Origin of the sequence: Actinoplanes sp. TFC3, from assembly GCF_001553785.1 — a bacterium.
In the GTDB taxonomy this organism is placed as follows: domain Bacteria; phylum Actinomycetota; class Actinomycetes; order Mycobacteriales; family Micromonosporaceae; genus Actinoplanes.
This window is the reverse complement of the sequence record NZ_LOJP01000001.1, coordinates 1119407-1138001: the sequence shown is the minus strand read 5'-3', so window position 1 is coordinate 1138001 and position 18595 is coordinate 1119407. Positions and strand designations below refer to the sequence as shown.

The 18595-nt window shown below is 67.4% G+C and carries 18 protein-coding genes, 1 tRNA gene and 1 pseudogene; 11 read left to right on the top strand and 9 right to left on the bottom strand.

Annotated elements, in window-relative coordinates; genetic code table 11:
• Window positions 1-9 precede the first annotated feature (9 nt).
• The 8 genes from TFC3_RS05100 (at window position 10) to TFC3_RS05065 (ending at window position 6408) form a co-directional block, all read left to right on the top strand.
• Entirely contained in the window at window positions 10-1350 is a 1341-nt protein-coding gene (locus TFC3_RS05100) for a DUF58 domain-containing protein (RefSeq protein WP_082772369.1), read from the top strand.
• Between the two features lies 1 nt (window position 1351).
• Entirely contained in the window at window positions 1352-1915 is a 564-nt protein-coding gene (locus TFC3_RS05095) for a hypothetical protein (protein WP_067496277.1), read from the top strand.
• A 126-nt stretch (window positions 1916-2041) separates the two neighbouring features.
• Window positions 2042-3400: an NAD(P)/FAD-dependent oxidoreductase gene (locus tag TFC3_RS05090; RefSeq protein WP_067496275.1), complete on the top strand. Its 1359-nt coding sequence runs from the start codon at window positions 2042-2044 to the stop codon at window positions 3398-3400.
• Window positions 3401-3524: 124 nt separating this feature from the next.
• Window positions 3525-3607 (top strand) — tRNA-Leu (locus tag TFC3_RS05085).
• A 204-nt stretch (window positions 3608-3811) separates the two neighbouring features.
• Window positions 3812-4810, top strand: coding sequence for a small ribosomal subunit Rsm22 family protein (locus TFC3_RS05080; RefSeq protein WP_067496272.1), 999 nt, complete (start codon window positions 3812-3814; stop codon window positions 4808-4810).
• A 174-nt stretch (window positions 4811-4984) separates the two neighbouring features.
• On the top strand, window positions 4985-5806 hold the full coding sequence (locus TFC3_RS05075; RefSeq protein ID WP_067496268.1) for a Bax inhibitor-1/YccA family protein: 822 nt from the start codon (window positions 4985-4987) through the stop codon (window positions 5804-5806).
• Between the two features lie 81 nt (window positions 5807-5887).
• Window positions 5888-6196: a hypothetical protein gene (locus tag TFC3_RS05070; RefSeq protein WP_067496265.1), complete on the top strand. Its 309-nt coding sequence runs from the start codon at window positions 5888-5890 to the stop codon at window positions 6194-6196.
• Window positions 6197-6216: 20 nt separating this feature from the next.
• Window positions 6217-6408: an HAD-IA family hydrolase gene (locus tag TFC3_RS05065; protein WP_161952535.1), complete on the top strand. Its 192-nt coding sequence runs from the start codon at window positions 6217-6219 to the stop codon at window positions 6406-6408.
• Window positions 6409-6420: 12 nt separating this feature from the next.
• Here the strand turns inward: TFC3_RS05065 and TFC3_RS05060 are convergent, their stop codons facing one another.
• The 3 genes and pseudogenes from TFC3_RS05060 to TFC3_RS05050 form a co-directional block, all read right to left on the bottom strand.
• The gene (locus TFC3_RS05060; RefSeq protein ID WP_067496260.1) at window positions 6421-7665 is read right to left on the bottom strand and encodes an acetyl-CoA C-acetyltransferase; all 1245 of its coding nucleotides are present in this window, start codon (window positions 7663-7665) and stop codon (window positions 6421-6423) included.
• A 172-nt stretch (window positions 7666-7837) separates the two neighbouring features.
• On the bottom strand, window positions 7838-8644 hold the full coding sequence (locus TFC3_RS05055) for an SGNH/GDSL hydrolase family protein (protein WP_067496257.1): 807 nt from the start codon (window positions 8642-8644) through the stop codon (window positions 7838-7840).
• A 326-nt stretch (window positions 8645-8970) separates the two neighbouring features.
• Window positions 8971-9900, bottom strand: a pseudogene (locus TFC3_RS05050) (SGNH/GDSL hydrolase family protein); the annotation flags it as partial.
• A 269-nt stretch (window positions 9901-10169) separates the two neighbouring features.
• Here TFC3_RS05050 and TFC3_RS05045 point away from each other — a divergent pair.
• On the top strand, window positions 10170-10526 hold the full coding sequence (locus TFC3_RS05045) for a YkvA family protein (RefSeq protein ID WP_067496254.1): 357 nt from the start codon (window positions 10170-10172) through the stop codon (window positions 10524-10526).
• 49 nt (window positions 10527-10575) lie between these two features.
• Window positions 10576-11934 (top strand): cystathionine beta-synthase, encoded by a 1359-nt coding sequence (locus TFC3_RS05040; RefSeq protein WP_067496251.1) that lies wholly within the window; start codon window positions 10576-10578, stop codon window positions 11932-11934.
• A gap of 170 nt (window positions 11935-12104) precedes the next feature.
• Here TFC3_RS05040 and TFC3_RS39070 read toward each other — a convergent pair whose 3' ends face one another.
• Together TFC3_RS39070 and TFC3_RS39065 are read right to left on the bottom strand one after the other, a co-directional pair.
• Window positions 12105-12419, bottom strand: coding sequence for a PDZ domain-containing protein (locus tag TFC3_RS39070; RefSeq protein WP_236717992.1), 315 nt, complete (start codon window positions 12417-12419; stop codon window positions 12105-12107).
• A gap of 106 nt (window positions 12420-12525) precedes the next feature.
• Window positions 12526-13047, bottom strand: coding sequence for a S1C family serine protease (locus TFC3_RS39065; protein WP_236717991.1), 522 nt, complete (start codon window positions 13045-13047; stop codon window positions 12526-12528).
• Between the two features lie 323 nt (window positions 13048-13370).
• Here TFC3_RS39065 and TFC3_RS05030 point away from each other — a divergent pair, with 323 nt between their 5' ends.
• Entirely contained in the window at window positions 13371-13685 is a 315-nt protein-coding gene (locus TFC3_RS05030) for a hypothetical protein (protein ID WP_067496248.1), read from the top strand.
• A 354-nt stretch (window positions 13686-14039) separates the two neighbouring features.
• On the opposite strand, the gene TFC3_RS05025 is transcribed toward TFC3_RS05030, so the two are convergent.
• The 4 genes from TFC3_RS05025 to TFC3_RS05010 form a co-directional block, all read right to left on the bottom strand.
• Window positions 14040-14549, bottom strand: a complete 510-nt coding sequence (locus TFC3_RS05025) for a GNAT family N-acetyltransferase (protein ID WP_067496244.1) — start codon at window positions 14547-14549, stop codon at window positions 14040-14042.
• Window positions 14521-15450, bottom strand: a complete 930-nt coding sequence (locus TFC3_RS05020; protein WP_067496241.1) for a ribonuclease Z — start codon at window positions 15448-15450, stop codon at window positions 14521-14523. The genes TFC3_RS05025 and TFC3_RS05020 overlap by 29 nt, the downstream gene beginning before the upstream one ends.
• Before the next feature lie 304 nt (window positions 15451-15754).
• Window positions 15755-16870 carry a polyphosphate kinase 2 gene (gene ppk2 / locus TFC3_RS05015; RefSeq protein ID WP_236717990.1) on the bottom strand — a complete coding sequence of 372 codons (1116 nt, stop codon included), beginning with the start codon at window positions 16868-16870 and terminating at the stop codon, window positions 15755-15757.
• A 75-nt stretch (window positions 16871-16945) separates the two neighbouring features.
• A complete protein-coding gene (locus TFC3_RS05010; protein ID WP_067496237.1) occupies window positions 16946-18367 on the bottom strand; it encodes a CYTH and CHAD domain-containing protein in 1422 nt (473 codons plus the stop codon).
• Window positions 18368-18595: the final 228 nt, after the last annotated feature.

The following is an 18595-nucleotide window of genomic DNA, read 5'->3' as shown; positions in this document are numbered from 1 at the left end:
TCGCCGACGCTGCGCGCTGCGGTGCCCCCGACGGAGGCCGTGGCCGATGACGGCTGGGCTCAGCCGGCTTGGGTGCCCACCCGCGCGCTGGGGCGTACGGTCCTGATCACCGGCTTGCTCCTGGTGCTCGGAGTGGCGCTCGGCCGGGTGGATCTGGTGCTGCTGGCCGCACCCTTCGCCATCGGTGCCGCGGTTGCTTTGCGACGGATGCCCAGATTCGCCCCCGAATTGAGCATTGAAGCCGACGAAGAGCACATCGTCGAAGGTGGCAATGTGCGTGCCGGGCTAACCGTGGCAAACCCGGACGTCATCACCTACGACCTCGTGGTTGTGCGCGCCCGGACGTCGCCGTGGCTGGAGCTGGAGGACGCCGACCGTCCGCACGCGATCAAGGTGGCACCGGACGGCTGGACCGCTGTTGACTTGAGCGGCCGCGCCACCCGCTGGGGCCGGCAGGACGTGGGACCGGCGGCTGCCCGGGTTGCCGCGTGTGGCGGATTGCTGGCGTGCCGGCCTGTGGTGATCCCCGCCCAGGGCGTGCGCGTGTACCCGGAGACCGAGCCGTTCGCGGCCACGGAGGCGATGCCCGCGGCGGCAGGGCTGGTCGGTAACCATCGCTCGCGACGACCGGGGGAGGGCGGCGAACTGGCCGGGGTGCGCCCCTTCGCGCCCGGCGACCGGCTGCGGCGCATTGACTGGCGAGTTTCCCTGCGTACCCGCGATTTGCACGTTGCGTCCACTTTGTCGGACCGAGACGCGGAGGTTCTGCTGCTCCTGGACGTGCTCGGCGAAGCCGGAGAATCAGGGGGCGTAAAGGGCAAAGCCTCAGTTCTCGACACCACCGTACGAGCGGCCGCCGCGATCGCGGAGCACTACTTGCAGCGCGGTGACCGGGTGTCCCTGGCCGAGTACGGCTCCTCCGCCCGCCGCCTGCGTCCCGCCACCGGGCGCCGGCAATACCTCACCGTCCTGGAATGGCTTCTCGACGTGCGAGCCGACACTGGCGAGCCGAATTCAGAACACGTCTTCGGCGCCCACAACGTTTCTTCCGACGCGCTCGTCGTGGTGCTGACCCCGCTGGTCGACCCGCGCGCGGCGGACATGCTGGCCGGACTCGTGCAGTCCGGCCGATACACGGTTGCTGTGGACACCCTGCCGCATGATGCGGCACCGCCACCCAGCGGACCGTGGACGTCACTGGCCACCCAGCTGTGGCGGATGGAACGGGAGAACGTACTGGGCCGGTTGCGCGAGCACGGCGTACCGGTCGTTGACTGGGCCGGCGCGGGCAGCCTCGACCTGGTGTTGCGCGATGTCGCGCGGCTCGCCTCCGCCCCGCGGGGTCGTTGACATGGCCGGGAAAATCACCCAACGAGCGAATCGCGCCCGCACGGTCATCAAGCGCGCCACCATTCTGCCGCTTCTCGTTCGCGCTGGTGTGGCCGTCGCCTTCTTCGGCGCGATGACGGTTGCGTGGCCGGTGTCCGTAGTGGTCAGCTGCTGGATGGTGTTGCTCGCGGTCGCAGCCATCTATCCGGCATTCGCGCCACGCGGCCGCGGTGTCACCATCGTTCTGATCATCGCGGTGGGCGGTTGGATCCTCGACACCACTTGGTACGACGCCCGGATCGCGCTCTGGCGGGTGCTCGCGATCGCCACCTTGACCTACGCCGGCCATACCCTCGCCGCACTCGCCGCCGTGCTGCCCTACGACGCAATCGTCAACGCTGATGTCGTACTGTCATGGGCCGGCCGGGCCGGGCTCGCGGTGTTGGGATCGGCGGTGCTGACCGTCATTGTTCTGGGCCTGACCTCGGATCTGGCCGGCGGAGCGTTCCTCGTGGCGACCCTGGTGGGACTAGCCGCAGCAGTTGGCCTGACCTTGCTGCTGGCCCGGTTGTTGCGCCGTCCGTGACGGAACTCTCACAGCTCGCACTCAGCGAAACAAAATCGAAATCCAGGCGTTACGACTCTTGACGTCCCAGCTTGTCCTTGGTCACACAACGACGCATCCAGCGGCCCCTGGCGCGACAATGACAACGTGAACCCGCAACGCATCGTGGTGGTAGGAGCAGGGCACGTCGGCTTGTACACGGCCCTTCGCCTGTCGAAGAAGCTCAGCTCGCGCCGTGCCGAGGTCGTCGTCATCGACCCGCAGCCGCACATGACGTACCAGCCGTTCCTGCCCGAAGCGGCAGCCGGCAACATCTCGCCGCGCCACTCGGTTGTGCCGCTGCGCCGCGAGCTCAAGCGTTGCCGGATCGTCGCCGGTGAGGTCACCAGGATCGAGCACACCCGCAAGACGGTCACCGTGCAGCCGATCGACGGTCCGGTAAAGGAAATCGAGTACGACCACATCGTGGTCGCCCCCGGTTCCGTGTCGCGCACTCTGCCCATCCCGGGCCTGCGCGAGCAGGGCATCGGCCTCAAGACCATCGGTGAGGCCATCTACCTGCGCAACCACGTCCTCGACCGGCTCGACGTCGCCGCCGTGACCCCGGACCCCGAGGTCCGCAAGGCGTCGCTGACGTTCCTGTTCGTCGGCGGCGGTTTCGCCGGCGCCGAGGCGCTGGCCGAGATGGAGGATGTCGTTCGCGACGGCCTCAAGTACTACCCCGAACTCAATCAGGAGGAAGTCCGCTTCGTCCTGGTCGAGGCGGCTAACAAGATCCTCCCCGAGGTCGGCCCGCAGATGGGTGCCTACGCGGCCCGCCAACTGCGCAAGCGCGACATCGACATCCGCCTCGAGACCATCATGAAGTCCTGCGTGGACGGTGAGGTGCACCTCTCCGACGGCGACGTCTTCCGCGCCGACACCATCGTGTGGACCGCCGGCGTCAAGCCGTCCCCGATGCTCGAGCAGACGGACCTCCCGCTCGGCCCTCGCGGCCACGTCAACTGCCTGCCCACCCTGCAGGTCGTCACCGAGGACGGCAAGGTCCTCGACGGCGCCTGGTCGGCCGGCGACTGCGCGCAGGTCCCCGACCTGACCAACCCCGGTGGCTGGTGCTCTCCGAGCGCCCAGCACGCCGTGCGCCAGGCTGCGGTGCTGGCCGACAACATCCGCAAGGTGATCCTTGGCGGCACCCCCGCCGACTACAAGCACAAGTACGCCGGCAGCGTGGCCAGCCTGGGCCTGCACAAGGGCGTCGCCAAGGTGTACGGCATCAAGCTCAAGGGCTGGCCGGCCTGGATGATGCACCGCCTCTACCACGTGAGCCGCATCCCCTCGTTCAACCGCAAGGTGCGCGTGCTCGCCGACTGGGGTCTGGCCTCGGTCCTCAAGCGCGAGGTCATCTCTCTGGGCCAGCTCCACGAGCCCCGCGAGGAGTTCGAGGACGTAACGCCGCCGCTGACCGGCAACAAGGAACTCCGCCGAGTCGGCGCTGGCGCCCGCTGACCGAAATCGCCACCCCGGTGCCAGAGCCAGCGCAACACTCCTGACACCGGGCCCAGCGACGATTTATGCCCGTCCGGCGTCGTGCCGGGCGGGCACCACCCGCTACGGTGGTCAGCAGCACTCGGCCCGGGTGGTGGAACGGCAGACACGGCCGCCTTAAAAGCGGCTGCCCCAAAAGGCGTGCGGGTTCGAGACCCGCCCCGGGCACATCCCCTTCCGCGCAGCCAGACCTCCGCCTGCGTGACTCGCCGTCGGATCCCAGATGACCTGGGCGCCGCGAGCGACTCTTGCGTGACTCGCTGTCGGATCCAGATGACCTGGGCGCTGCGAGCGACTCTTGCGTGACTCGCTGTCCCATCCATATGACCTGGGCGCGGCGAGCGAATACGGCATTGCCTAGGATTTCGGATCGTGACCGCCGAGCTGCCCGCTGATCTCCGTGCCGGTCTTGAGACCGAAGCCGCTCGGGCGCCCGAAGAGCGCCTGGCCCAGTCGGTGAGTCGGCTGATCGAGGCCTACCGCTCGGGCAAGCCCGCCTCCGTGCCGATCCTTACCTCGTCAACCGACGTTCTCGCGTATGCCGCCTATCGGATGCCCGCTACCTTCGCGGCAGTCCGAGCGGCCCTAGGGCAAATTGCCGGGGCTTATTCGGACTTCTCCCCGCGCAGTCACCTGGACATCGGCGGCGGAACCGGCGCAGCAGTATGGGCGGCAGCCGACGCCTATCCGGGCTTGTCCGATATTTCGGTACGCGATCAAGTCGCCGACGCCCTCACGTTCGGCGCTCGCCTGACCGGAAAAGCGAACAACCCGGCCTTGCGAAAAGCCATGTGGGACCAGTGGCACGCCAGCACCTCCGCCGGCCTTCCCCGCGCCGACCTCGTCACCGTCTCCTACGTTCTCGGCGAGCTCCCCGCCCAAGCCCAAGCCGCCCTGCTCGCCCAGGTCATCCCGGCGGCCGCCGGCCTGCTGCTGGTCATCGAGCCCGGTACGCCGGCAGGCTACGAGCGAGTCCTCCGCGCCCGCCAAGCGATGCTCGATCTGGGGCTGACGATCGTGGCTCCCTGTCCCCACCAGAACGCCTGCCCGTTGTCGACAACCCCGGGCGACTGGTGCCACTTTGCCGCCCGAGTAAACCGGTCCGCGGTGCATCGCCGGCTCAAGAACGCCCAACTCGGACACGAGGATGAGAAGTTCTCGTTCATCGCGGGCGCGCCGTCACCAACTCTCCAGCAGCCCGGCGGTCGAGTACTGCGGCATCCGCAGTTCCGCAAAGGCATGGTGACAATGCAGCTCTGTCGCGCCGCTGGGGACGTACAGCTGCAAATCATCTCGAAGAAGGAGGGAACGCTCTACCGTGCGGCGCGCGATGTCGAGTGGGGGGACGCCTGGCCTCCGCCCGGCGCTTGAGCCGGCACTCAGCAGCAGAATGGGCAAGAAACATGCCCTGTGCAGGCATCTTGCTTTTCAGCTCGTTCACAGCCAGCAGAGCCGGTCCTGTGCCGATAGTGCGCTTACCCTTGGTAGAAGCACGCCACCGAAGCACGCCCGCGTGCTAACCAACCCCCAGGGAGGCTGGACCCAGTGAAGACATCGAACCCGGTGCTTTCGCGCCTCGGCCAAGCGGCTGAGCGGGAGCGCGGGGCCGGATACGGACCCTACGGGCCGCCTGCCCAGCCGGGTTACGGTCAGCCGTACGCGTCGGACACCGGCTACCCGGCCGCGCCCCCCGCCGTACGCCCCATGACGATCGACGATGTTGTCGTCAAGACCGTGACGCTGCTCGGCATCACCGGCGTTTCCGCCGTCGCGGCATGGAACCTGATCCCGAACAGCCTGCTCGGTGCCGCCTGGATCGGTGCCGCCGTGGTCGGCCTGGTGCTGGGCTTCGTCATCTCGTTCATGCGGATGGCCAACCCGGCCCTCGTCGTGGCGTACGCGGTCGTTGAAGGGGCTTTTGTCGGCCTCGTCAGCAAATTCTTCAACGACATCATGGGCTATTCGGGCATCGTCCTGCAGGCGGTGGTCGCCACCTTCGGCGTCTTCTTCCTGATGGCGTTCCTGTATCGCGCCCGCGTCATCCGTGCCACGCCCAAGTTCACCCGGGGTCTGATCGCGGTCATGGGCGGCTTGTTTGCCGTCATGCTGATCAACCTGGTGCTGTCGTTGTTCGGCGTGCACACCGGCCTGCGCGACAACGGTGCCCTCGGCATCATCTTCAGCCTGGTCTGCATCGTCGTCGCGTCGCTGAGCTTCATCCTCAACTTCGACGAGATCGAGCAGGCGACCCGCATGGGCTTGCCGCAGCGCTACTCCTGGACCGCCGCCTTCGGCATCCTGGTCGGCCTGATCTGGCTGTACCTCGAGGTCCTGCGCCTGCTGAGCTTCCTGCAGGGCGACGATTAAGACCCGGCAAACCAGCATTGAGCAACCGAACGCCCGGACCATGCAACCGTCCGGGCGTTCGGCGTTGGATAGGGTCGCCGGGTGGCTGAAGATTTCCAGGTAGCGGTTCAGCGCCTGCTCACGCAGGTTGGGCATTGGGAGACCGGGCGCTGGGGGGTCGCCGCCGGCGAGGGCACGCGGGGAGACTTGGTGTACGCCCTGGTGCAGCGCCTGGCGGATTACGCAGCCGACGCCGAGAACCGCCCCCGTCGCGCCGTTCCGCGCGAGCCGGACATGATCCTGCCCGACCAGCTCAAGGTGATGACCGACGACCTGTTGGCCGCCGATCCGGCTCCCGAGCTGTTGGACCAGGCGGTCGATAATGTGATCCAAATCCGGAATTCCCTGTGAATTCGCGGACGCTGCCATCGGTGCGATTGCTCAAGCCGGACCCCAAGGCCTTCCACGACGCCTGTGCCCGGATCGGCACCCCGCCAGCCGACTGCCTGCTCATCGACGACCTGCCCGCCAACGTCGAAGGAGCCCAGGCAGCCGGCTTGCAAGCCGTACTCCACGAGGGCAACGCGCGCACGATGGCGTACATCGAACGCTTCCTGCAGTAAGAACGACCCAGCTCAGCTGAGCCGTTCGAGCACCATCGCCATGCCCTGGCCGCCACCGACGCACATGGTCTCCAGGCCGATGGACTTGTCGTGCCAGTCCAGCGCGTTGAGCAGCGTGCCAGTGATGCGGGCGCCGGTCATGCCGAACGGGTGGCCGACCGCGATCGCGCCACCGTTCACGTTCAGCTTCTCGATCGGAATGCCCAGGTCGCGGTAGCTGGGGATGACCTGCGCGGCGAATGCCTCGTTGATTTCGACCAGGTCCACGTCGTCGATGCTCATGCCGGCGCGGACCAGCGCCTGCCGGGATGCCTCCACCGGACCGAGCCCCATGGTCTCGGGGGAGAGCGCCGTGACGCCCGTCGACACGATCCGGGCCAGCGGGGTGATACCAAGCTCGCGGGCCTTGGTGTCGCTCATGATGACCACTGCCGCCGCACCGTCGTTCAGGGGGCAGCAGTTGCCTGCGGTGACCCGGCCATCCGGACGGAACACCGGCTTGAGCCCCGCCACACCTTCAAGGGTCACGCCGGCGCGCGGGCCGTCATCGGTGGAGACGACAGAGCCGTCGGGCAGCGTCACCGGGGTGATCTCACGCTGCCAGAAACCGTCGGCGATGGCCTTCTCGGCGAGGTTCTGACTCCGTACACCGAATTCGTCCATGTCCTCGCGGCTGACATCCTTGAGCTGGGCGAGGTTCTCGGCGGTCTGCCCCATGGCAACGTAGATGTCGGGCAGGGCCCCATCTGCGCGCGGGTCGTGCCAGGTTTGACCGCCTTGCGCATATTTGACGGTACGAGCTTGAGCACCCGCGAACTCGGGGTTCTGCCAGCCGCCGCCCACCAACTCCTGAGCGTCCGACGGCAACCCGTCCGAGCTGCCCCGGGCAAACCGGGACACAGTCTCCACGCCCGCCGACACGAAGATGTCACCCTCGCCGGCCTTGATCGCGTGAAACGCCATCCGCGTGGTCTGCAGCGACGAGGAGCAGTACCGCGTAACAGTGGCACCGGGCAGGCCGTCGAGGCCCAGCTTCACGGCAACCACGCGGCCCATGTTGAAGCCCTGTTCGCCGCCGGGCAGACCGCAGCCGAGGTACAGGTCCTCGATCAGCGTCCGATCGAGCTGCGGCACCTTGCTCAGCGCGGCGTCGACGATGGTGGCGGCAAGGTCGTCGGGTCGCAGATCCTTCAAGGAGCCCTTGTGGGCGCGCCCGATGGGAGAGCGGGCAGTGGCGACGATGACAGCTTCCGGCATGACTTCACGTTAACGCGTCAGTAACTTAGCCGGGAACCCCAACTTCGTCACACGCGTCCCGCGAGGCTCTTCCCTTCAGGTCCCCGCGAAAGCGTCGCCCTCAGGTGAAGGCCCGCGCCTGCTCCGAGCGCTCTGAAGGCCCGTGGCCGTGCCCGCGAAAGTCTCCACCGCTTTACTCCTGGGTCGACCGCCGCCCAGCCGCCTGCGCCGCTTCGAACACCGCCGGGTACAGCGCCAACGCCCACACCCGGTAACCGTCAGCCGAAGGATGGAATCCGTCGTAGCAGAGCGTCCCCGCGTCCGCCCGGAACACCGCGCCGGTCTCCTCGCCGAGGTCGACCACAGCTCCGCCCGCATCGGTAACCGCGAGTGCCTGCGCCTTGGCCATCCGGCGGCCGACCCAGCCCGTTACCTGCCGCAGCGGCTGGGCGATCGAGCGCGACGCCCCCAAGTCTGGGCAAGTGCCCACTACCACCTGAACGCCGGCGTCGTGCAGCCGGCGAACGGCCTTGCCGAGCAGCTCAGCCGAGTCCTCGGCGTTGCGCAGGCCGGTGGCGTCGTTGGCGCCGATCAGCACCAGGGCCACGTCCGGGCGGTCGCCGAGCAGCGCCCTGGCCACCTGGGTGCCGAGGTCGACCGATCGGGAGCCGGCCACGCCGACGCTGGACAGCAGCACGTGTCGCGGTCCGGTTTCCGGGGTGCCCTCGGCGAGCAGGCGGGCGAGCTGACCGCCGACCGTCTCGGAGAGCCACTCCACGCCCACGCCGATGGCCGCCGAATCGCCGAGCAGCACCAGCCGCAACGTGGGCGCGCTGGACGGACCCATCGAGGTACGCAACGCGAGCCCCATGGTCGGCTTGGCATAGCGGCGGCTGCGGGCCGCAATCGCGTCCCCGGCCAGCAGGGCGGCTCCGCCCACGGCAGAGGCGAACAACGTCGTGGCCGCAGCCTTGCCGATTCGACCCGTTACGCCCGTCATGTCGCCTCCTTGACGTCGGCACCGGTCGCACCACTGGGCTTGCGACCGCCAGATTCCGCACTTGGTCCGGCGTGCCCGCCGGTCCGCTTCTGGTGTGAGGTCTGTTGATCCTCTGGTGTCCAGCCTACGGCGCCGGAAGCCGAGCGTCCCGACCCACGAGTAACACGACTTCCCGGACGGCTCGTCAGATGTGCCCGAGCGGGGCCTTCCTCCGATGCTGGGCCGGTGGCCGGTCGCTGATCCGACGCCGGGTCATCCGGCAGGGGACCGGCGGGTGAAGAGCCGGAGAAGGAGGGGGCCCGGTGCCCGAACCACAACCGCGGCTCGCCGAACCACGGATGACGCCGCAGCTGCGCCCAGCGCCCGGCAGGCCCGCGCTCACGCCCGTTGACCTCAGCGCCGCTGACCTCTGTTCCTGCTGCTCGTACCGCTTCCTGGGCAGCTTCGGGCAGCGCGCGGACGCCCTCGGTGCCGACAGCCGGGGTGCGGTCGTCCTCGCCCAGCACGGCCATCAACGCGGGCATGATGACAGCGGCAGCGCGGGCGTACCCCTCGACCGACGGGTGGAAGCGGTCCGAGCCGAACATGCGTACCGGATCGGCCATGAACGCCGGGCCCAGCAGGTCGGCCAGCGAGACTGTGCTGCCACCGGCCTCGACCACCGCGACGGTCTGGTCGGCGGCGAGCTGCCGGCTCCAGGAGCGGGCCAGCCAGCGCAACGGCGGCTTGATCGGCTGGATCGCACCGACGTCTGGGCAAGTGCCCACTACGACCTTGCATCCGGTCGCGCGCAGCCGGCGGACGGCATCGGCAAGATGGCGTACGGCGGCAGCGCGCGCGGAGACGTGGGTGACATCGTTGCCGCCGATGATGATCACAGCGAGTTCGGGCCGGTACTCCAGAGCGGCGTCGACCTGGTAGCTCAAGCCCGCGGACACGGCGCCAACCACGGCGAGCCGGTGCAGCCGGACGGGCCGGCGCAGTCGGCGCGACACGCCGGTAGCCAGCAGTGCGCCGGGTGTTTCGCGGGGCCGGTGCACGCCGTACCCGGCCGCCGTCGAATCGCCGAGGATGACCATGCTCAGCGCCTTGCCCGGAAATTTCGGCCCATATACTCCGTCGCCGCGCGGTGGCGGCGCCTCGGCCATCGGAATGATCCGTCGTGCGTCGGCCGCCTGCCGCAACAACACGCCCGCGGACAGCAGGGTGATGCCCGCTGCCGCGCCGGTGACGCCGCCGGCGACCTGGCTGGCCAGCTTGATCCGCCGGCGGTCCTCCGCTGTCAAACTACGCACCCTTTGCACGATCTCCCTCGCTCTCAGCCGATGAAGCGCCGTGGCCGGTGGTGACCGGCCCTGGCCGGTAACGCCCGGTCCAAGCCGCTGGTTGCGGTCGCGGGCCGGGCGAAACCTTTCGTGGTGGGGCTTTCGAGGCTAACGCGGCTGTGCGACGAAAATCTGAACCGCCGCGGAACGGGCGGATGTGGCGAGGTGCAGTCATGCTTGTTTCAGGGAAAGGGGACAACATGGCTAGAACGTTGCGACGAACCGCCGCGTTTACCGCGCTCGCCAAGGCACTCATGTCCGGCGCGCGTGGTGGTCCCTCTATTGGCAAGCGACTCGCGGCCTTGCCCAGAATGCTCAAAGCAACTGCCCGCCGGGAGTACGACGGCGGCTTACGAGTAGCGATGATGGCGGCGGCTACGGCGTACGTCATTTCGCCCATCGATGTGATCCCGGAGGCCGCGCTGCTCGTCTTCGGTCTCGCCGACGATGCCGTCATGATCACCTGGCTGGCGGGCACCGTGCTCGCCGAAACCGAACGTTTCCTGGAATGGGAACGGCAACGAGATGCGGTCCTGAACGGGAGTGTCGTGCCCTGAGCCGTAGGCTGACCTCAATCAACGGGTCGGCACGGAAGGGCGCAGAGACGTGCGGTACTACGACAACGTCGTCGAGATCATTGGGGACACCCCCCTCGTCCGGCTACGCAACGTCACCGAGGGCATCGCGGCGACGGTGCTCGCCAAGGTGGAGTACTTCAACCCCGGCGGATCGGTGAAGGACCGGATCGCGCTACGGATGGTGGAGGACGCGGAGAAGGCCGGGCTGCTCAAAGAAGGCGGCACAATCGTCGAGCCCACCAGCGGAAATACCGGCGTCGGGCTGGCGCTGGTGGCTCAGCTGCGCGGTTATCGCTGCGTCTTCGTCTGCCCGGACAAGGTGAGCGAAGACAAGCAGAACGTGCTGCGGGCGTACGGTGCCGAGGTAGTGGTTTGTCCCACCGCAGTGGCCCCGGAAGATCCGCGCTCGTATTACAACGTCTCGGACCGCCTGGCCCGTGAGATCCCGGGCGCGTGGAAGCCGGATCAGTACAGCAACCCGGCCAACCCGCGTTCGCACTACGAGGAGACCGGTCCGGAGCTCTGGAAGCAGACCGAGGGCCGGATCACCCATTTTGTCGCAGGTGTCGGCACCGGTGGCACCATCAGCGGCGTCGGGAAGTACCTGAAAGAGCAGGGACAAGTCCGAATTATCGGGGCAGACCCCGAAGGGTCGGTCTACTCCGGCGGCACCGGGCGGCCCTACCTGGTGGAGGGTGTAGGCGAGGACTTCTGGCCAACCACCTACGACCAGAGTGTCTGCGACGAGGTCATCGAGGTGTCGGATTCCGACTCATTTGAAATGACTCGCCGCCTGGCTCGCGAAGAAGGCCTTCTGGTCGGCGGCAGTTGCGGCATGGCAGTGGTGGCAGCCCTCGAAGCAGCCCGCAAGGCCGGCCCGGACGACGTGGTGGTGGTCCTGCTCCCCGACGGCGGCCGCGGTTACCTGTCCAAGATCTTCAACGATCGCTGGATGGCCCGGTACGGCTTTCTGTCCTCGGCCGACGGCAGCCCCACGGTCGCCACGGCGTTGGAGTCCAAGGGCGGCTCCATTCCGCCCCTGGTCCATGTGCACCCGACCGAAACGGTCCGCGACGCCATCGACTACATGCGCGAGTACGGCATCAGCCAGCTCCCGGTTCTCAAGGCGGAGCCGCCGGTCGTCACCGGCGAGGTAGCCGGCTCGATCGCCGAGAAGTCCCTGCTCGACGCCTTGTTCACCGGCCAGGCGCACCTGCACGACACCATCGAGCGCCACATGGGCGAGCCCTTGCAGATGATCGGCGGCGGCCAGCCGGTGAGCGAGGTGGTGGCCCTGCTGGAAAACGCGGACGCGGCCATGGTCCTGATCGACGGCAAACCCGCAGGCGTCCTCACCCGCCAGGACCTCCTCGCCCATTTGAGCTAGTTTTCCCGGTACGCCCCCAGCGCGCCACCAGCGAAACGAGCCGCGGTCCCACAGCCGGAACCGCGGCTTCGCAACCTCCTGCGAGTGACCCGGACAATCGCTCGGTGATGAGGGACATCCGGTTAAGTTGGTTCCGGGGAAGCGCTGAGCACATCACCAAGGCGTTCCGCTCAGCCCAGTTCAGTGGGAACGCTGACAACATCGACCAGTGCGTTCTTGCGTAGCACTGTTATGGGAAGGTTCTTCCCAATTGCCGGGCCAAGCATCAGCCGTTGCAGGGCCTGCACGCTCTGCACCGGTTGCCCGCCCGCGCTGAGCAACACATCACCCAGGTAGATGCCAGCCGTGCCCGCCGGGCTACCCGGCACGACCTCGACCACCCGTAGCCCGAGCTTCTGCCCGAGCCGCTCGGCCAGTGGTGGTGGCAGCGGAACCGGAACCCCCGCTACCCCAAGCCAGGCCCGCCGGACCCGCCCGGTAGTCACCAGGTCCCGATGATCTGCCGCGTGGTCGCGTTGATCGGCACTGCCAGCCCCAGCCCGTACCCGGCGACCGCGGTGTTGATCCCCACAACCGTGCCGGTGGAGTTGGCTAACGCCCCCCCGAATTGCCAGGGTTCAGCGCAGCGTCGATCTGAATAACGTTGTCGATGATGCGAACCCGCCGCCCATCACGGGCCGGCAGCGAGCGGCCAAGGCCGGAAACCACTCCTGCGGTTACCGAACCGGCCAGCCCCATCGGATTACCCACCGCAACGACCAACTGGCCGATGTGCAGCGTGTCAGCATTGCCGAGCGGAGCAGAAGGCGCGCCCGATTGGTGCACGCGAACCACGGCCAAATCGGACAGAGCATCCGCCCCAACAACGTCGAAGCGGGTCTCAGTGCCGTCGGCGAACTCGGCGACCCCGCCGGTAGCCCCGGCAACCACATGAGCGTTGGTAAGCAAAAATCCGTCGTTGGTGAAGGTCACCGCAGACCCGGCGCCCGCACCCCGAGGGGTACGCACACTGAGCGCGGCAACGGAGGGCAGGAGGCTGGTGGCAACACCGGTCACCACACGGCTGTAGGCATCAAGTGCCTCAGTTTCGACACCCGTGTGTTCTGTGTCCATGGCAGCGCCAACGCCACCGTCAGCACCGCCTATATCCGGTTCCCGTCCGCTGACGGCGAACAGCCCCAAGCGGCGTTCTGACCTATGGCGTGCGGGGCGCCTGATGCTGGGCCTGTACTGGCTGGGTCGCGCTATCCCTGCTGCCGCAACCCTTGCCGTGCGCGCTTGCGCTGTCCGCGCTGGATGGAGACATCGCCCAAGCCTGCGAATATCGGCCGTCACTGATAGTTGCGAGGGTCGCACACTCAGTCCGACCGGTCCGTCCGTTTCGGGCGTTGTATGAGTCAGACAAACCGACCCGTCGGACGGAGGTTCGAGAAACAATGGTCACCGCCGACCAGTCCGCACCGGCTGGCATCGTGGACCGCCTGCTGTGGCAGGACGCCCAGCGCATGCTGGGCCGCCACGCGAGCGCCGGCCATGACGGCAATTGTGTCTGGTGCGGATGGCGCTGGCCGTGTGCTCCCCGGCGCATAGCCGAACGCGCCGACGTTGCTTCCCGCCGCCCCTGGCGCGAGGCCTGGACCATTCGGCACGACCTGAACAGTATGCGCGATTTGCCCGGCATGCAGGACGATAACCGCCCGCGCCGGGACATGCGCCAGATCGACGAACTGAACCGAGGGCATTTCGACTGAAAACCCCAAGGGTTCCCCTTGCAGGGCGCAGCCGAGCTCTTCCGTCCCCCGGCACGAGCACCCGGCGCAGCCGCCCTCCGCGGTGACATCGCGCGTAGCCCCGCCAGCATGCCGGTGTCCCGCACCATGGACCCGCCCAGAACCAAACCGACCGGCACGCCTCCGCCGGTCGGCGCCTCCGGCCAGGCGCACAACGGTTCGGGCGGGCGCGGTAGGCGGGAGTGCGTGACCACAGGTTCCCCCGCATTTATTCGGTCACGCGCTCCCGCCCTCCCTCCAGAGCGGTCCGTTCAGAGCGAAGCCATCCCCGCCTGCCAAGCGACCCCAGGCCCACCCCGCCTGGACCAACCCCTCTCAAATAATCGACAAATCCACCGAATACCGAAGCTGCATCACCGGCTCGTCTCCAATAGGCTCAACGCGCGTCTCCCCATCCGCCGCCCAGCCGCCTTTCTCATAAAACCGCCGGGCGCGTGCGTTTCCCTCCAAGACCCACAGGACCCCGCGCTCCCCGTACGACCGAAGCGCCGTCATCGCATGCGCCATCATCAGGCGTCCCACCCCCTTGCCTACGTAGGCCGGGTCCGCATGGATGGCGCTGAGTTCGGCTACGCCGGGGTTCTCGCTGGCGCCCAGGTAGGTGAAGCCAGCCAGTTCGTCACCGACCACGGCCACCGTCAGCCGGTGCGCTTCGCGTTCCCACCTGTACCGTTCGGCCCACCATTCACCCAGGGTTTCGGGGGAGCCGAAAGTGAGCGCCTCGGGGGTGAGGATGTGCGCGTATGCCGCAGCTCGCGACCGGTAGTGCAAGTCGCCTATGCCGGACATGTCATCGTCAATTGCCGGTCGCAGATGCACGCTCATGCGTCGAAACTAGCCGCGGTGGCACGGGCACCCGCATGAGGTCTTCGGCGAGCACGATGTCGCCGTCGAACTCGGTGCGGGCCTCGTCGAGGAAGCGCTCGCTGTCGGCGTACCGCTGGGAGAAGTGGGTCAGCACCAGGGTGCGCACTCCAGCTTGCCGGGCCACCGAGGCAGCTTGCCCGGCTGTCAGATGTCCGACTTGGGCGGCCATTTCGGCGTCCTCGGCCAGAAATGTCGACTCGATAACCAGCAGGTCGGCGCCCTCGGCGAGCGCGAAGACGTTGTCGCACAGGCCGGTGTCCATGATGAAGGCGAACCTTTGGCCGGGCCGCACCACGCTGACATCGTCGAGGGTGACCCTGCCGGCTTTCCCGGTGCGCTGCAGCCTGCCCACGACCGGGCCGCTGATGCCGTACGCGGCGAGCAGCGCGGGCACCATCCGGCGGCCGTCCGGCTCGACGAGGCGGTACCCGTACGTCTCGATCGAATGGTGCAAAGGCAGGGCGGTGAGCAGGCCCGCGGGGGTTTGCACGCAGAAGTCCGGCCCGACAGGCTCGGGAGCCAGGTCAGCGACATCGTAGAAGCTGGTGGCGTGCCGCAGCCGGCCGAAGTATTCGTGGCCACCGGCTGGAAAGTGCACGCGCACCGGATGCGGGACCTTGTCGAGCGAGATGCGCTGGATGATGCCGGGCAAACCGAGCGAATGGTCGCCGTGGAAGTGCGTGATGCAGATCCGGGTGAGCGGGGAGACGGCGAGCCCGGCCAGCAACATCTGGCGCTGAGTGCCCTCGCCCGGGTCGAAGAGGATCACCTCGTCGTCCCAGCGCAGCTGGTAACCGTTGTGGTTGCGGTGCCGGGTGGGCACCTGGCTGGCCGTGCCCAGGATGGTCAGCTCGCGCATCTGCCCCTCTTGTCAAAAGCAGGAAGGCGGACATAAAGCGACCCCCGGGGACTTCCACGTGCACAGAGCGCGTGGTCCGGTCGGACAAGGCCGGATCCCCGGGGGTCGGGTGGCTGCCTGGTACTCGCCTGACCGCTGCCACACGGTCTCGACGTACTACAACAAAATTCGAAGCTGTCGAGGACAGCGGCTAGCGGACAGCCACCTCACGAGTCCCGTTGCTATACAACTTCGGACCACCTCCCTTCACGTGTACAGCTACGTTAACCACCCGGGAGGCTTTCCGACAACGCCTTTAAGGTCACTAGAGGCGCGGGAATACGCGGGGGGACATTTCGGTACCTTCTACCGCCAGCGAGGCGTGCCCGATGATCTGGGGATCCGCGGTGCCGACGACCTCATCGTCCTTGCCGTCGTAGTTGAAGCGGCTGAGGACGTACCGCATCGCCTCGATCCTGGCTCTTTTCTTGTCATTGCTCTTGACGACGGTCCAGGGCGCGTCGGCGGTGTCGGTGTAGAAGAACATCGCCTCCTTGGCCTCGGTGTAATCGCCCCATTTGTCGAGGGATTCCAGGTCCATCTTCGAGAGCTTCCACTGCCGCACCGGGTCGACTTGACGGATGGCAAACCGGGTGCGCTGCTCGCCCTGGGAAACCGAGAACCAGAACTTGATCAGGTTGATGTCCGAGCGGACCAGCATGCGCTCCAGGTCAGGGGCTTGGCGCATGAATTCGAGGTACTCGGCGCGGGTGCAGAAACCCATCACCCGTTCAACGCCGGCGCGGTTGTACCAGGAGCGATCGAACAGCACGATCTCCCCGGCCGCCGGCAGGTGCTTGATGTAGCGCTGGAAATACCACTGGGTGCTCTCGCGCTCGTTCGGCTTCTCCAGCGCGACCACACTGGCTCCGCGCGGGTTGAGGTGCTCCATGAAGCGCTTGATCGTGCCGCCCTTGCCGGCCGCGTCACGACCTTCGAACAGGATTACCAGGCGTTCGCCGGTGCTCTTGCACCAGTTCTGCAGCTTGAGCAGTTCGATCTGCAGGAGCCGCTTGTGGTGGTCGTACTCGAAGCGCGGCATGCGGTCCTCGTACGGGTAATCCTCGCGCCACGTGTCGACCGGAGTGCCGTCCTGGTTGAGCAGCACCGGGTCATCGTCATCGTTGTCGGCGACCCGGTAGCCGGTCAATTCGTTGATGGGGCCGGAGTACGGCTCGGTGGTCAGGCTTTCAGCATCGGAATTATCCGACTCGCCCGGACCGCTGTGATCGTGGCTCTTGTGCCGGTCGCCCTGCTCGGGCTGATCGCCCTGCTGTAGCTGGTCGCCCTGCTGTAGCTGGTCGCCCTGCTGTTGCTGGTCGCCCTGCTCGTGCCGGTCGTCTTGCTCCTGGCTGTGATTCTGCTCCTGCTGGGCCTGCATGAATCGTTTCTTACCCACCGGGCCCGACATCCCACCTCGCTCAGGGTGTCCGAAAAATGGACGGAAGGTTAACGCCTACTTCAGCCAGCTGCGGAGCTTGCGCGTGCGCGACGCCTTGGTCACCGCCGGAAGTTCGGTCAAGGTCTCCGCCCCAACACCTTCCTGACGGGCGTAGAGAATTCCGTACGGGAAAGCGTCCGTCGCCGTGCGCGACACCTCCCGCAGAACCTCGCGAGCAACGACCGAGTCCTGGTGCGCGCCGAGCACGTCCTGGAGCTCGGTCAGCGCCTTGACCAGCTCCCTGCCCGATTTGCCGGCGTCTTCGGCGAACACTTCCACCGCATACCGCGCCTGCTTGTACCGCTTACGGGCATCGTGCAGCTCGGCGTCCACGCCATCGGCCACCGCCTCGTCCAGCAGCCGGTCGGCCTTGCGCAGCACGTTACGGGCACGCCGCTGAGCCCCGGCGGTGTCTGTTGCCGCGCTGTCGATCACGTCGTCCAGCGCGTCGAGCAGCGCCAGATAGCGATCGGAGTTCAGATCCGCGGTGAGCGCCTCGCGCCCGTTCTTGACGTCGGAAGTGAGCTTCTCCCGAATGTGGGTGGCAACCTCCGGGAAGGGTTCCGCCGCGGCCACCAGCTTGTGCGAGAGCACCTGAGCATCGCGGACCGCACCGAGGCTGCCCGCCAGCCACCTGAGTTCATCGCGCAGGAACACCGCACGCTCGGCGTCGAAGGACTCCTTGAACGTCTTCAGAGTGCTGCGCAGCCGCCGCGTGGCCACGCGCATCTTGTGCACTGCTTCCGGGTCACCCGCGCGGACGCCGGCGTCGTAGCCCTCGATTGCATCGCGCTGCTCACGGGCGTACCGGAGAACGGGTTTGACCCTTCTGGGGGTCTTTGCCGTCAGTCGGTCGCCCAGGGCCCGCGCCAGCTTCGAAGGGCCAGCAGCCGGAGTGGCACCCGCGGCCTGCAGCATGCCCTCGACCGCATCGAGCACCTCGGCGTCGCCGTCCACGAGCTCCACCTCGAGTTCCTGCCAGCGCTGCTCTCCGCGATCGGTATCCGCGATCACCTCGTCCTGCGCGATCAAAGCGAGCGTGCGGCCGCCGGCATCCTGCAGCGGTGTTTCCACCCGGTGCGTGCGGAGGCGGGCAACAGCCTTCAATTCCCGGGTACGAACAATGGTGCGCACCTCGGCGACCAGTTCCTCAGGCACCGTGCCGGCATCCTCACCCAGCGGTAACCGATGCTCGGTGCGGCTGGACCCACCGCCCGGCGTCTTGAGATGCCACCCGGCATCGTGCCCGCCGGTACGTCGCCGCAACGTCCGCTTGTTACGGGCAAGTCGGAGATCTCCGGTGTCGAAGTACGTAGCATCCAGCTCGTGGGTCTCCGCCTCGCCGCACCCGCTCGCTCCACCCACGCCGGATAAATCAGGCAACGTGAAGCCGGCCGGCACCTCGTACTTACGTTCGGTTTCCGTAGCCGTCTGCATATACGCAGTCTCGCCGATCCGCGCCGTCTCAGCGAACGCACAGGGATTGCGGGCACCCTGGATCTCGTGAACGAACCGGAACGCCGCAAGGTCTCCCTCGCCGGGCTCGGTCTGATCAGCGCCGGCGCCGTCCTAGACGAGTAATTCCTAACCGCGGTTAGTGGTCGTAGGCGATGAGTGACCTGGTCACGGGCTGGCCGGTTGCCCGGTTGTGCCAGATTGCGGCGG